We start from the raw sequence: 14486 nt of genomic DNA, 5'->3' as shown, positions 1-14486 counted from the left end.
GTGGCAAATGTCCTACTCGCATATCCAAACCTGACGGACGGTTCGACGCTCTCGGGCGGCAGTTGGCAGGCGCCGCTGACGAACCTGCAGGACCGGCGTCTCGCGCGCGTCGCACGCACGACCGACTGCACGACGGCCAACACGCAGTTCGCCATCGACCTCGGCAAAGACCGCAAGCTGCAAGTGATCTCGCTTATCAGCCACAACATGAGCACACAGGGCCAATGGCGCGTGCTGATGGGCGATGACCCGACTTTCGTCACGAACAAATACGACTCGGGCTGGCAGGTTGCATGGCCGGTCGTCTATCCGTTCGGCACGCTCGAATGGGAGGACGACAACTGGTGGGAAGGCACGATCTCGCAGGACGCCCGCGCGGGCTATCCGGGCATCCTGCTCGACCTTCTGCCAAGCATTGTGCTCGCGCGCTACGTCAAGGTGCTATTCAGCGATGCGGCAAACGCGGCAGGCTACCTGCAGTTCGGCCGGCTGTTCCTGTCGCCTGGCTGGCAGCCCGCCAGCAACATGTCCTACGGCGCGTCGTTCAATTGGGAGACCGACACCAAGGTTGCGCGCTCGCTGGGCGGCACGCCTTATTTCGACCGGAAAAACCCGCGACGAGTCGACAAGTTCTCGCTCGGGTTTCTAAGCGATGCGGAGGCGAAGGCGACGGTGTTTGAGATGCAGCGAACGCTCGGGATGGATGGCGAGCTGCTTGTCGCATGGGATCCGACAGATGCAATGAACCTGATCCGGCAATCGTTCGTCGGTCGCATGCGCGCGCTCAATCCGATCGCCACCGTGTTTCTGAACAACAACAGCAACGCATTTGAAATCGAGGAAACGTCCTGATGACAAACCAAGTTACTTTTCCGACCAACGTCGGCGGCGACGGCTCGACCGTCACTGACGACAGCAACCCAACCACCGGTCTCGCCAATGGCGGCTTCCGCACGCGACTGCTGCCGATGTTCACGAACATCATCAACATCGCGAATTGGGTTCTGGGTTGTGCAAGCTCAGCGTCTATAAGCGCATCAAACGCGGCAGCGAGCGCAGCAACCGCCGTCAACGCGCCCGGCACGAGCGCGACATCGACGACATCGCTGACTATCGGCACGGGCGCCCAAACGCTGACGGTCCAGTCCGGGAAGTCGCTAGTTGTTGGAATGTTCGTAACGGTGGCGAATACAGCTTCTCCAGCCAACGTTATGTACGGCGCCATCACTGCCTACAACAGTGCAACAGGCGCGCTCACCGTCAATGTGGCGGAAGCGCTAGGTGCCGGAACGTTCGCAGCGTGGACTGTGGCCTTGTCCGGCGCTCCAGGCGCATTTGCGGGTACTGCAGCCGGCGCGATTGACGAGGTCAAGGGCGCAAATATCGCGTCATCGGCAACGGTGAATCTCGAAACTGCTACCGGCAATCTCGTGCACATCACCGGTACGACGACCATCACTGCAATCACGCTCAACTCAGGCGCCGAGCGGACGGTTGTGTTTGACGGGGCGCTGACTCTGACCAACTCGGCGTCGCTGATTCTTCCCGGTGCCGCGAACATAACGACGGCAGCAGGGGACTCTATGAGGGTGCGCGGCGACGGCGCGGGCATCGCGCGCGTTGTCAGCTATACGCCTGCTAGTGGGTTACCTCTCTTGACGCTGCCATACATCCACGTTCGCGAGCAACAGCCGAGCGGAACGAGCGGTTCCGTGTCAGGCCAAAACCGCGTACTCAACACGGTTGTGGCCAACACGATAACCGGCGCTTCGCTATCGTCTAACCAGATTACGTTGCCGGCAGGCACGTATCGAATCCAGGCCAGCGCGCCGGTGGGACAGGGTGGATATTCGATTAGCCACCAAGCCAGCTTGTATAGCGTGTCTGATGCTGCTGTCTTGGTTGCAGGCACCTCTGAGTACGCAAACCAGACCGTATCTCGGTCATTTGTGATCGGAGCATTTACGTTGTCAGCTACGAAGACTGTTTCCGTTCATCACTACATCGCCACGGGCACCGGGGCTTCATACGGCATGACATCCGGAGCGGGACTTGGCGAAGTTTACACAGAAGTCGAAATTACGAAGGTGGCCTAATGCGATACCTCACATACAACGGAAACGGTCCGTTCACTGGCGCGTACATTCAAGACCTGTTGCCTGAGCACGAGGCAAATCACATTGAGGTCGACGAGGCGACGTATCTCAACTGGTGCAACGTGAGCTATCAGGATGGTGCGATCGTGCCGACGCCACCCGTAGCTCCGGCGCCGCCTACCGTTTCAGACTACACGGTCGCGGTGCAATCCCATTTGGACGACACAGCAAAGGAACGCAACTACGACGGCATCCTTTCGGCGTGCACGTATGCGACCAGCACGAATGCCAAGTTTGCGGCCGAAGGGCAGGCGTGTGTCGCATGGAGAGACGCATGCTGGGCATATTGCTATCAGGCGCTCGCGGACGTTCAGGATGGGAAGCGCGCCGCGCCGACGATTGCTGGGCTGATTGCGGACCTGCCCACGCCTACCTGGCCGAGCTGACCATGAGCCGACTCAAACTGCTGATGGTGTGGGCGCTATGCACGCTGGCCGCGCCGATCCTGTCTATCGCAATGCTCTGTCAAGCTGCGTTCGGATCGACCGACCGCGCGCTGTCGATGGCCGTTGCGCAAGACGAGTGCGGCAATGCGCTGTTCGGCGGCGCTCGAGGCGAGACCATTTCGACGCGCACCGGCAACGCGCTAATTAAGGGCAAGCGCTGGGCGAAGATCGCGGCGCCATGTATAGACGCACTGTTCGGGGCAGGGCACTGCCTGGCCAACGCGACGCTGCCTCACTGATCCCGCAAAGGCTCACCAACTCTCCGACCCGCCGCCTGGCGGGTTTTTCTATTTGAGGCCTCGATGATTCAAAACGACACGGTCGCCAGCGTTGTAAAAGTCGCACCTCCCATCACAGTGAGCGCAATACAGGCGATCACCGAATCGCTGCCGAGTTTCGTGCTGTGGGTTACGGCCATCTACACCGTTCTCCAGCTTTACGTTTTGATTCGCGACAAGATTTTGCGAAATGAGGAGGGCGGTGATGAGCAGTTTTGATGACGCTTTCGATGCGCTCATCGGCAACGAGGGCGGCTACTCGAACAATCCAGCGGATCCGGGCGGCGAAACGATGTGGGGCGTCACGGCGCGCGTCGCTCGCGCGTCGGGCTATACCGGCCCGATGAAGGACTTGCCGCGCGACACCGCGAAGGCGATCGCAAAGAAGCTGTACTGGGATCCGCTGCGGCTCGACGAGCTCGACGCGCGCGTGGCCTTCCAGATCTTCGACGCGAACTACAACGGCGGCCATCCGGTGATCTGGATGCAGGGCGCCGCCGGTGCGAAGGTCGACGGGCTGATTGGGCCCGCGACCATCGCGGCGGTGCAGGCCTCCGATCCCCTGCGGTTCGTGCTGCGCTGGAACGCGCTGCGCCTGCGCTATTTCACGTCACTCAAGACGTTCGGCACCTTCGGTAAGGGCTGGACGAATCGCATCGCCAACAACCTCATGAAAGGAGCTGCATGATGCCGCTTATCCCTATCGCAATGGCGCTCGCGCACTTCGTACCGATGATCGCCGGCTGGCTCGGCGGCTCGAAGGCCGAAGACGTTGCCAGCAAAGTGGTCAGCATCGCCCAGACTGTGACAGGTCAGTCAGCGCCCGACGCCGCGCTCGCAGCCATCCAGTCGGACCCGAATCTGGCGATGCAGTATCAGAAAGCGGTGCTCGACCAGCAGGCGCAGCTCGCGCAGATCGCCGCCGATGTAGAGAAGGCCGAACTCGCTGCCGATCAGGCCAACACGGCGGTGGTCAACCAGACGATGCAGGTTGAGGCGAAGTCCGATCACTGGCCGACGTACACGTGGCGCCCGTTCATCGGCTTCTGCTTTGGCCTGCTCGGCCTATCCGCCGGCATCACCGTCGGCGCCGCGTACGCCGGCGTGATGTTCTTCCGAATTGACCCGGCGGTGCTCGCGCAGCTGCCCGGCATGCTCGGCGCCGAAGCGGCCGTGATGACTACGATGGCCGCGCCACTCGGCATCGCCTCATGGTTCCGCGGGAAGATGCAAAGCGACCCGCGCGTGACGAGTGACAACCGCGGGTGAGGTTTGTTGCCCTAGCGAAGTCACTTCGACCGCGCTCACTTGCGCGGAAAAAGACAGGGCGACCGGAAGCATGTTTGCGCATGCTGCCGGTCGCCTTTCCACTGAACAGCCCAGTGAATTAGCCGAGGCCCTGACACCTACCGGTAGGCGGGCCGAATTCTAACGCATAACCAGAAAAGGCAATTCCATCTATGGCAGGTACAACGGCCATTCATGTCTTCGAGCCACTCGGCAAGTTCTCGGCCAAAGTGGTCGTCGGTCCGTCAACAAGTCAACGGCCGATATAGGTTATCCAACTGGCAACCGACGAGCACTTCGAGCGAACCGCCGCTCTGACCGTCAAATAACGGCAGTGAACGAACCATCCCTGCGGGTCGGCGAATTCCAGCGGACGTCTCGAGTGCGGCTGGGAATGGACGGTCACGTCGTTCCAAAATCAGCTATCGATTTGGTAGCTCAGGCGGCGCTTCCTTTGGCTTCGTCCCTTATCGAACGGCTACGGAGAAGATCGCCGGGAGGCATTTACTTGCTCACGCCACCGGCAGACCGTCGTTCTCACTGGACGGGGCATGTTCGACTTCCCCGCGCGGAAGAACGAGTTGAAAGACGGCGCCACACGGCGCGTTTGCGCTCGCCCAAAGCCGTCCCCCGTGCGCCTCGACGATCGAACGGCAGATCGACAAGCCCATGCCCAGGCCATGTGCCTTCGTCGTATAGAACGGATCGAAGGCGCGCTCGATCCACTCTGCGGGCAGTCCCGGTCCAGAGTCCCGCACGGCGATAGACGCGCCATTCGATGAGTCCCCGGTCGTGCTGATCAGCAACTCGCGTGGTCCCATGCTCGTTTCGCTCATCGCTTCGACGGCATTGACGATCAGGTTGAGCATCACCTGTTGCAGCTGCACGCGATCTCCCAGGACGAGTGGCAAACCATCCCCGAGTATTGTCTTCATGGAGACGCCGTGGTTCGCCGCTTCGCCCCGTGTCAGTTCGATCACCTCACGGATCGCCTCGTTGATGTCCACCCTGTCCTTGCGTGGAGGCGCTTTCCTGACCAGATCGCGAATCCCGCTGACGATGCCGCCAGCGCGCATTGACTCATTGACGATGCCATCGAGCGCCTGCCTGACCTCGCCCAGGTTCGCCGGGTTGGCATCCAGCCAGTGTAAGGCGGCCGAAGCATAAGTTGCTGTCGCGGCGATTGGTTGCTGCACTTCATGGGCGATCGAGGCCGTGAGGTGCCCCAGCGTCGTAGCCCGGTTCGAGTGCGCGAGCTCCATCTGCACTTCGTGGTAGCGCCGCTCGCTCTCGCGCGCTTCGGCTTCCGCCCGCTTGCGCTCGGTCAGATCGAGCACGAAAGAGACACCTTGGTTCGCACCTTCTTCTGACATCGCCGCGCCGATCAGGACCGGCACACGGCTGCCGTCTTTCCTCGTGAACTCCTTCTCGAAGGGCTGTAACGTCCCGGTCCTCCTGAGCTCCGGGATTCGTTGATTGTGGTCGAGGTCGAGCCATTCCGGCGGCGTCAGGTCCGTCCAGCGCATACGCCCTGACACGAGGTCCTCGCGGTCGTATCCCACGATACGGAGAAATGCGTCATTGGCCTCGAGAATCTCACCTCCTGCCAAGTCCCAGATGAAGATGCCGACAATGTTGGCGTCGACAAGGCGCCGGATCCTCGCTTCGCGTTCTGCGAGATCGCGGTACAAACGAGCATTCTCCAGGGTGATCGCGGCCTGTGAGGCCAGCAGTTCTAGGACCCTCATGCGCTGGGGCGTGAATGCATGCGTTGCCAGGTTGTTCTCCAGATACAACAGGCCGATCAGCTCGCCCCGGTTGATCAGCGGCAGGCACAGCGCGGAGCGGACCCGACGGTGTCGGATGTAGGGATCAGAGCCGAACGAACCCTCATTCACCGCGTCATCAAGAATCACGCTTTCCCGGGTGCGCAAGACGTAGTGAAGCATGGATTGTGGCAGCATCGTCGTTGTCACGGGCTCGTCGCGCACTTGCACAAAGACCCTGTCGCCGTTGATCGCCGCTTGCGCTTTGATCGTTGGTTCCTCTCCACTCGCCAGGAGCAGAAGGCCGCGATCCGCGCCCGCCTGCTCCATCGCTGTGCGCATGAGCGTGTCGAGCAGCTTGTCCTGCACGATCTCGCCCGAGAGCGCTTGCGAGACCTTGAACGTCCGGCTCAATTCTGCGGTCCGCTCCGCAACCTTCGTCTCAAGGTCATCGCGGGCCTGCTGCAACGCTTCCTCAGCGCGCCTCCGCTCCGCGATCAGGCGCGCGTTCTGACACGCAGTTGCGGCATGATTTGCCGCGACGGAAAGCAGCAGTTGGTCGATGTCGTCGGGAAAACCGGTGTGATAACGTGCCGCGACAACCAGACCACCCTCGGAATTGCCACCGATGGGAATGACGATACCGCGCCCCTCATGGGCATCGCTGCCAATGCCCGAGACGATTTCACGAGGGAGAAACCGGCCGCCCTCGGTGAGGCGGCGCTGCAGCCATTTGGGAAACTCCAGCCATGCGTTTCCTCGCGTGACTTCGATCGCGATATTGTCTCTAGGATCGAGTAATCGGACAAAAACAAAATCAAGACGCAACGATCGGACGAGTACGTCCGCAAATTCTGCAGCGATCGCCTGCGGTTCCCTGCCTAACCAAGCGGCTGGGACGGCGGAAATGGCTACCAGATCCCTGAGCGCAGTTCGCAGCCGCGATGTCTCGTCGTGCACATCTGCCCCCACTTGCTTCACGTCTTGTGCCACAGTCTGTCGCTCCCGCGCACATCTTGGATCAGGCCTCTAGCTGGGGTACAGTATAAGAGCATTTCTCATACATTCTTCTGTAGGCCGTTTCGGCGGGCAAAAACGCAGAACATACATGAACAGCGCTGTGACAGGCCCGGCTGGACTGCGGTAGGAGTAGAAAATATGACCGATACGACGAAAAGGGATCCGTGCGTGCATCTCGCCGGAAAAATGCTCACGGAAAGCCGTCACGCCTGCGCGTTCTTCAACTCGCGCGCGGAAGAGTATCGCGTCTTACTGCCCTTCATCAAAGAAACGGTGGACCAGAGTGAAAGATCCATCTTCCTTCTTGATCCTAAGTATCGGGCAGAACACCTTCGTTGGCTGGAGCAGTCAGGCATCGACGTCGTCGCGCTGCGCCAGCGCGGTCAAATCGAGATTCACCCGTGGGAGGAAGCCTATCTGCGTGGCGGGCGTTTCAATCCGGATGCCATGCTCAGCTTGATCGACGGGCTCTATGCCGCCAGCAATGTGGATGGTTTCTCCCATGCTCGCCTCTGGGCGAGCATGGATTGGGCGCTGCAGGATCAGCCGGGCGTCACCGACCTCGTCGAGTATGAAGCACGGCTGAATTACCTCCTGCCAAAGTACGATCACATTACTGTCTGCGTCTATGACCTCGCGAAATTTAGCGCCAGTGTGATCATGGATGTGGTTCGTACGCACCCGCTGGTGATCATTGGCGGGAATCTCCAGGAAAATCCGTTTTTTGTGCCTCCCGATGAATTCCTGCGCGAATTGCGGAGCCGTTTGCCATAGGCTGCGACCGAGTGATTGCGGCTTCGCCGGCGGGATCTGGTCGGTTGACTACTGCCGGGCCTTCCTGGACACTTCGCTAATACTTTCACCGTTGAGCAGAAGGCCCAGCAGCGAGAGTTCTACGGTGCGCGAGCGGAACCATCCTCTATCTTTTTACCACCGTCCTGTGCGGGCGTGGATTGATGATGATGTCGCTTTGGCGGTCTCCGTATTTATGCACGATTTGCGAAAAATTTCGGGGTGGGAGGAAGAGACCGCCCCCCGACCAAATACGCGCATTCAGCCGGACTGAAACTCCGAAACCGAGCCAGCTGCACGGAGCAACCGCCTCGTCGCCGGACTTTGGAATGGCCGTTAACCGAAAGACTTCGGGGGATCAATTGCGCCCGGTGAATATCTCTCGATGGCCGATTGTCGTCGGAAAGCGCCCAAGACGGCGCTGCCCAGTCGTCTGACAATTCTCCACGGGAAGTCCGGTGTGTTACAGCTTTGCTAAAGCAAGGGGGTGGCGCTTGATTGACGGGCGTTGCGCCTGTCATTCCAGCCCTGAACTGAGGGGGCGAAACGGCTGTGCCGGGGGGCGTCGTCAGACCCGGTCGCTCTTACCCAGAATGCCCAGCCCAATTCAGAGCGCGCAACGATTGCACGCTGTCGCGAACACAGCGGGCACATGACCGTCGGTAACATCGCCGCCCCAAGCTCACAGGACCGGCAGGGGCGGTCGGTGTCCGAATGATTGGATAGGCCCATGACAACTACTGTATAAACGTACAGGGTACCCCGGACTTGCGGCGGTATCATAGAGCCGTCTCAAAAACCGGGAGCCGGCCATGTGCTATTCAGCGCAGATCGTTGCAGACTATCGAAAATTCGTGAAAGCATTTGGGGCGCGCCTGAGCTTACGGGAGTTCGCGGAGCTCTACTTTGAGCGCGCCAACGGAAGCAAGGCAAAGATTCCGAAGGCGATGGACGCGGCGTTCGCCGAACCTCAAAGCGAGGAACAGCGCGAGATCGAGGCCGCAATCGACCGGTTCAACGCCGAGCAGGCCACCGAACTCGAGCAGGAATTATTCAGGCAGCGGACCCGACTTGCCGACGCCGAACGGATACTTCAAACGAAAGCCACCAAGGCGGCCACAGAAAGCAAACGCATCGCCACGGACAAGATCGACGCGACGATCCGCCGCCTCGACGATTTAATGCGAACGGAACTCAAGGACCGCGACTCGCGCATCTTCCCAGGCACGTACGCACCGGTGATGGTGATGGAGAACGGCCAGCGGGTAATCAAGCCGATGCGCTACCAGTGCCGGCCGGCGGGTAAACCGAAGTTTTACGACACGAAGTTCCCGGGCACTTACAACGCGCGCCGTGACAACCTTGAAGGCTTCTGGCGGGATCTGTTCGGCTATTCGCACGGGCTGATGGTCATCAACGCGTTCTTCGAGAACGTCAGCCGCGCCAAGATGGAAGGGCGCGAGCTGCAGGACGGCGAAAAGGACGAAAACGTGGTGTTGGAGTTTCGACCGAATACCGGCGGAGAAATGCTGGTTGCCTGTCTGTGGTCGCACTGGAAGGCGCCAGGCGAGCCGGACCTCCTGTCGTTTGCCGCGATCACCGACGAGCCGCCGGAAGAAGTCGCCGTGGCCGGACACGACCGATGCATCGTCCCCATCAAACCGGAGAACATCGACGCGTGGCTGTCGCCGAATCCGACGAATCTAGGGGCGCTGCACGCCATTCTGGATGATCGCGATCGACCATACTATGAACATCGACTCGCGGCATAGCTGCCTTCGGTCGGGCGCGGAGGGGCGGGGGCGGGCCGCGCTGGGCCGGTTTCGGGCCAGTTCCAGACGTTCGTCGTTGCGTGAGCAGAGTTGTTCGAACGGCTGGCTACCGCTGCCCGAGACCGGGCGTTCATCGACGCCATTTCCGTGTTAGCTTCGACGGTGACGCAGTGGTGATCATGAAGGCTTTGAGTACCAGATGCGCAGTCGTAGCCCATTGCAGCTTCATGGGCGCTTCATAGCCCCCAACCAGAGCTGGTCTGTTTCGGTGCTGGCCTCTGTTGCTGAACCAATTCCACCCTTCTTGCGTTGAGTTTCTTGGACTCATCGTGCGCCCCGATGCGGCGTGCACACTTACTTACATCCGCTACCGAAAGCCTACTTACCCCAGGGTCAATAAATCTCTGTTCGTGCCGTTATTCTGTCGGCAACCATGACCGAACTCAAAGAAGAAAATCTATGAATGCTCTACTCGACGTCAATCCCTCGTCAATTGCTTCTACGCAACCCAAGCAGCGGCGCCGCCAGCTGTTGGCTATTGCTGGGTTGAGTTTGCTTGGTCCGGTAGCACACGGCGCGATCATAAAACCCAATGCGTGGACCGTTTCCCCGGTCGACCAGAGAAGCGCAAATCTTTGCTGGCTAGCGAGCTCTGCAATGATGTTGTCGGCTTCGGTCAAGCGCTCCGTTGGGATGCGAGAGGTCGCAGACTATCTAGGGGATCCGTTTCGCAGTCTCTTCTACGATTGGACGAAGTCACCTGAAGCAGGCGGACTTCATATCGAGTACGTGCCTGAACTCGGTAAACGGCTCGGATTTGAGGCTAATGGCTTCGCGTCGTTCGATTTGCCATGGTGGTTGGAGCAGTTGCGCTTCGGGCCACTGATGGTTTTTGGCGTAAACGAGGGGGGTGGCTCGATTGGACATATGAAGGTCTTGTCAGATCTCAGCGGAGACGATTCATCCCCGCACACCTTAATCGCAACGGTACTAGATCCAAATGGAGGTGTCAGATCTCGCCAGTCGTTCATCGACTTTGTCACATTCTATGAACGAGCAGCGTCCGCGGGTACGGTACAGATCTTCAGCTTTGGGCAATACGGTACACCGTTTCCGTCACGTCCTTACCCATTCGGGTAAACGTTGAACGTCTACGCGCTTGGTAACGTATTGCGCAGGCCCGCATAGTAACGGTGCGACACTTGGTGTCATACGGCTTGCTTAGCTGGGTCTACCGGTGAAGGTAATGTAATTGGCGGAATCACGGGATGGCCCGATGGAGGTTACAGCCTCGCTGTGAGCGACATGGGTGCCCAGTGCTGATGCGCGCTCAATGAAGTTGCCCTGAACTTTGCGATCCAAGACCGTGTTCAGTTCTAGCGGAACCGAACGTCAGTTCACGGTTCGAATCCGGCCGGCGCCTGCGTGCGGCACCGGAGGACCGTTCAGGGTCGACGAACGCAGCCTGGCAAGGGTTGAAGGGGCGCATGCCCATTGCATGAGGCAGCACGCGGCCAAGAAGCGACGTTTACTGGAAGACACAACTGGGCATTCGAGCGTCGGTCGCGTTCCGGAAGCGGCCACCGAACGTGACAGAGTCGATGGCAGTTCATTGATAGCCGTCGTCCGGCTGTAGGCATTTGTGAGGCAGTTACAGATCGCTTTCCCGACATCGACACATCCGCTGTCCCTCCGGCGGGAAATACGACACAATATTCGTACTATCCGCTCCCTATCTCAGCTGACATGAGTGATCCAATCGCGTCGTTCCCTCTCTCGCTTTCACCCGAGGCCATTGACGTTACCTCGCCGTTCGAAGGCGACAAGCTCGGTCGGAAAAAATTGGCGGAACGTCTTACAAGTTATATTGACAGGCTGCAGAATGGTGCTGTCCTAGCAATCGACGCCCCATGGGGCGAAGGTAAAAGTTGGTTTGGAAGGCACTGGGCTGCTCACCTGAAAGCGCGGGACTATCGAGTCGCCACGATCGATGCGTTTCAACAGGACTTTGTGGAAGATCCGTTCCTGCTGATCGCAGCCGAAATCGCGAATCTCACTAGCAACGATCACGGCGAGGCGCTGAAACATCGTGCTGTCGCCGTTATGAAGGCTCGCCTTCCCCTAGGCACCAAGGTGTTGATCAACCTTGCCGGCAGAATTGTACTTGGCGCAGCCGATATATCAGAGGACGTGCAGGGCGCAATCGAAGCTGCACCGGAAAAATCATCGGACGCGGCTGAAGAATGGGTGCGGCAGAAGCTTGAAAATCACGAAGCGGAGAAACAGTCGCTTACCCACTTCCGGCAGGCGCTTGCAGATTTTGCAGCGAAACAGGAAAAGCCCGTCATCGTGTTTATTGACGAACTTGACCGCTGCCGCCCCTCATTCGCCGTGAGGCTCATCGAAAGAATTAAACACTTTTTCGATGTCCCTAATCTAGTGTTTGTGCTTTTGATGAATCGCGAGCAACTAGAGAAAGCCATTTGCGGCGTCTACGGACCGGATACGGACGCGAGCGCCTATCTCGGCAAGTTCCTACATTTGACTTGGCGACTTCCCGGGCCGACCAAGCGCGACATGGATCGGGGAACTGAAACCCGCCGCGTATTCGTAGCGGATACGCTGCGCCAATACGGGTTCGATAACACACAGCAAGGTAGCTTGGAGGCCTTCATCGCAACATTCTCAGAATGGGCCCACGTGATGGATCTATCGCTCCGAGATATACAGCGCGGTTGCGCCCTATTCATCATGGCAGATACCGGCTGGTCTGGGCTGATTTCCTATCTGATTGCACTGAAGCTTAAGCGACCAGCATGGTTTCAACAGATCAGGTCGGGCTCTGCGACAATTCACGAAACGCTTGAGAAATTTCTGCAGGAGCACATTCCACCAGACAGCGATGCTAGGAACAGCTTTCCGTCGGCTTATTTTCGCACGCTTTTTTACCTCCATTTACGACACCGCATCACATTGTCAGAGCAGGACGCGGCATTTTTCAGGGAAAACAGCACGATGCTTTTCGGTGCGCATGCGAGGGGCCCATCTGGCGACCCATTCGCCCGTGCTGCCGGGATGATTGACCTGCCAATAGAGGATCATTGAAAAGCTGAATACCCTATCGGCCACCTTGCCGACGTAGAGACCAGTCAATCCCAACGGCAGGGAAGGGCTAACTCCCGTACTTCACTGGGACTAATCGAACGTCCGTCGTACCTTGATAGCCGCCACATAGTCCGCGGCGGGTCGACCGCCCGCAGTGGGTCGCGTGCTGCCGACTGCTGAGTTGCCTGGTTGTCGTTGCATATGGCCTTTGCATGAGGCGAACGCGATCTGGACACCGTCGGCCCGCTTCTTCGTTATAAACGACACCTGAAACCAGCTGTAAGTGCGGAAGGTGGAACGGGTCGGCAGTGGGCCATCGCCGCAAAAGCGTAGGAATTTATCATCAGTCGAATGGTACGGAGAGATGCATGTTTGAACGCGCAGAATTTGGCTCGATAGCATTTGTCGATGTCCCTTTGGACCGTGACATTCTCGTGAGGGACGAACGCGAGATTGAGGCCTATGAGAGCGAATGGACAAACCACTTCGAAGGAAAACGTGCCAACCTGGCCGGTGGTTTCGTAAGCCATGCAGCAGCTCGATCCGTCGACCACGAATGGATAGAGTTGTCTTGGTATCCAAACACTTTTGACCGATTCCACGAAGTATCAGTTTTTTTACCCAGGTCTGCATTCGTGGCATGTGTCGATATATGGAAGTACGATGAAAAGCCGACGATTTTCGTTCGGTCAGACTGGCTGACAGAACTACACGAGCGTCCGCTCGCGGCGTTCGCAATCGTCGACGCGATCGGTATCAAGGATCTTCTTCGTGCGGGGAAATTGAGCGCGGGGTCCTTGCGGCACCTGCGAGATGAGATTGATGCTATTGCGGACAGATACCCCAACTTCGGCTTCATATCGTTCGCCGACAGCCTGTTAGTCAAGCAAGCTTGGTCAGTCGGGCACGTCGGTAGCGAGATACGCTATACGTACGCGCCGGAAATGCTGCTGCCAGTGGTCGTCGAACTGCGCTGTGCCTTTGAAAAGTCGCTTGGCGTCCCAGCGTACGCGATCATGACACAAGGCCTCAATTCCTATGCCGAACACACACCGTTGCACCGGTCGGCAAGCGGAAATCATGTTTCATTGAACACCCTCGGGCTCCCTTTTGCCCAACTCATGGCGATAGACGAGGCAGCTCGCCAATCAATCCACGCAAACGTTCACGCTCCGGCAGATTTGTACCTTGACGCGACTTTTTTCCAGTCTCTGAGATTGAAGTCCACAGGAAACGATGACTTTTCAGGGTATGCATACCGTTCACCTATGACCAAATCGCTGACGGCTAGATACATTGCCACGTCAGTCCAGACCATTCTTGATCAACTTCGGGAGACGGCCGCGTGAATAGACGTATTGCAACGCATGCCTTCCGGCAGAGCTCGACACGCTGACGCGAACCCTTCATCAGCGCGGCTGGACGGTGACCGGCGCACTGAGCTACCGCCTACGCTTCGGGCTTCGGTTCGACCCAGCTTGGATCGCGATCCACATTGTATTTCTTCGGGTCAAGATTCTGTTTAATCCAAAAGAAGAATGCTTGTACCCAGTCCTCCGTTCTCGCCTTTCATTAGCGGGGGGCGCTATTCTTGCGCCACACGACGCAAAGTAGGCTGGTCCAAACCACAATATGAACATATGGCAAACGAACTAATCGAGGCAATTGAACTGGCGAACGCAGGGGTGGCGCCGTCACCATTCGGCGAGATGGAGATCGTTATCCCCGGCGCCCCTGTTTCGTAAGCGCTCAATTTGGCACACGGGACCGGTAAAGTTGCGTGGCGATAGATCTGCGCTTACCGCGTCGCGGTAATCGGCGCGAGTCGTGTTAATACGGTTGTTGGATCAAGCGATTTCACGCG

13 protein-coding genes are annotated in these 14486 nt (G+C 58.5%); 12 read left to right on the top strand and 1 reads right to left on the bottom strand.

The features are described from left to right. The 7 genes from ABQJ48_RS34985 to ABQJ48_RS34955 all read left to right on the top strand — a co-directional run bounded on the left by ABQJ48_RS34985 (position 1) and on the right by ABQJ48_RS34955 (position 4149). On the top strand, positions 1-852 hold the full coding sequence (locus ABQJ48_RS34985; RefSeq protein WP_367842486.1) for a hypothetical protein: 852 nt from the start codon (positions 1-3) through the stop codon (positions 850-852). Then, positions 852-2096: a hypothetical protein gene (locus ABQJ48_RS34980; RefSeq protein ID WP_367842485.1), complete on the top strand. Its 1245-nt coding sequence runs from the start codon at positions 852-854 to the stop codon at positions 2094-2096. The genes ABQJ48_RS34985 and ABQJ48_RS34980 overlap by 1 nt, the downstream gene beginning before the upstream one ends. Then, positions 2096-2542 carry a hypothetical protein gene (locus ABQJ48_RS34975; protein WP_367842484.1) on the top strand — a complete coding sequence of 149 codons (447 nt, stop codon included), beginning with the start codon at positions 2096-2098 and terminating at the stop codon, positions 2540-2542. The genes ABQJ48_RS34980 and ABQJ48_RS34975 overlap by 1 nt, the downstream gene beginning before the upstream one ends. 2 nt (positions 2543-2544) lie before the next feature. Beyond that, complete coding sequence (locus ABQJ48_RS34970; protein WP_367842483.1) at positions 2545-2841, top strand: hypothetical protein; 297 nt, start codon at positions 2545-2547, stop codon at positions 2839-2841. A gap of 63 nt (positions 2842-2904) precedes the next feature. Beyond that, positions 2905-3099, top strand: coding sequence for a hypothetical protein (locus tag ABQJ48_RS34965; RefSeq protein ID WP_367842482.1), 195 nt, complete (start codon positions 2905-2907; stop codon positions 3097-3099). Next, the gene (locus ABQJ48_RS34960; RefSeq protein WP_367842481.1) at positions 3086-3568 is read left to right on the top strand and encodes a glycoside hydrolase family 108 protein; all 483 of its coding nucleotides are present in this window, start codon (positions 3086-3088) and stop codon (positions 3566-3568) included. Before ABQJ48_RS34965 ends, ABQJ48_RS34960 begins: the two co-directional genes overlap by 14 nt. After that, positions 3565-4149 (top strand): hypothetical protein, encoded by a 585-nt coding sequence (locus tag ABQJ48_RS34955; RefSeq protein WP_367842480.1) that lies wholly within the window; start codon positions 3565-3567, stop codon positions 4147-4149. The genes ABQJ48_RS34960 and ABQJ48_RS34955 overlap by 4 nt, the downstream gene beginning before the upstream one ends. A 530-nt stretch (positions 4150-4679) precedes the next feature. Here the strand turns inward: ABQJ48_RS34955 and ABQJ48_RS34950 are convergent. After that, positions 4680-6926 (bottom strand): GAF domain-containing sensor histidine kinase, encoded by a 2247-nt coding sequence (locus ABQJ48_RS34950; RefSeq protein ID WP_367842479.1) that lies wholly within the window; start codon positions 6924-6926, stop codon positions 4680-4682. Positions 6927-7091: 165 nt separating this feature from the next. On the opposite strand from ABQJ48_RS34950, the gene ABQJ48_RS34945 reads away from it, so the two are divergent. The 5 genes from ABQJ48_RS34945 to ABQJ48_RS34920 all read left to right on the top strand — a co-directional run bounded on the left by ABQJ48_RS34945 (position 7092) and on the right by ABQJ48_RS34920 (position 13971). Further along, complete coding sequence (locus ABQJ48_RS34945; RefSeq protein ID WP_367842478.1) at positions 7092-7727, top strand: MEDS domain-containing protein; 636 nt, start codon at positions 7092-7094, stop codon at positions 7725-7727. Between the two features lie 830 nt (positions 7728-8557). Beyond that, on the top strand, positions 8558-9517 hold the full coding sequence (locus ABQJ48_RS34940) for an SOS response-associated peptidase family protein (protein WP_367842477.1): 960 nt from the start codon (positions 8558-8560) through the stop codon (positions 9515-9517). A 459-nt stretch (positions 9518-9976) separates the two neighbouring features. Next, the gene (locus ABQJ48_RS34935) at positions 9977-10657 is read left to right on the top strand and encodes a papain-like cysteine protease family protein (RefSeq protein ID WP_367842476.1); all 681 of its coding nucleotides are present in this window, start codon (positions 9977-9979) and stop codon (positions 10655-10657) included. Between the two features lie 606 nt (positions 10658-11263). Beyond that, positions 11264-12622, top strand: coding sequence for a KAP family P-loop NTPase fold protein (locus tag ABQJ48_RS34925; RefSeq protein ID WP_367842475.1), 1359 nt, complete (start codon positions 11264-11266; stop codon positions 12620-12622). A gap of 368 nt (positions 12623-12990) precedes the next feature. After that, positions 12991-13971, top strand: a complete 981-nt coding sequence (locus tag ABQJ48_RS34920) for a hypothetical protein (protein WP_367842474.1) — start codon at positions 12991-12993, stop codon at positions 13969-13971. The last annotated feature ends 515 nt before the right edge of the window (positions 13972-14486 follow it).

This window comes from Paraburkholderia suaedae, assembly GCF_040812055.1.
Classification (GTDB): Bacteria; Pseudomonadota; Gammaproteobacteria; order Burkholderiales; family Burkholderiaceae; genus Paraburkholderia.
Note: the sequence above shows the minus strand (reverse complement) of the source record. Positions and strands in the feature narration are given on the sequence as shown.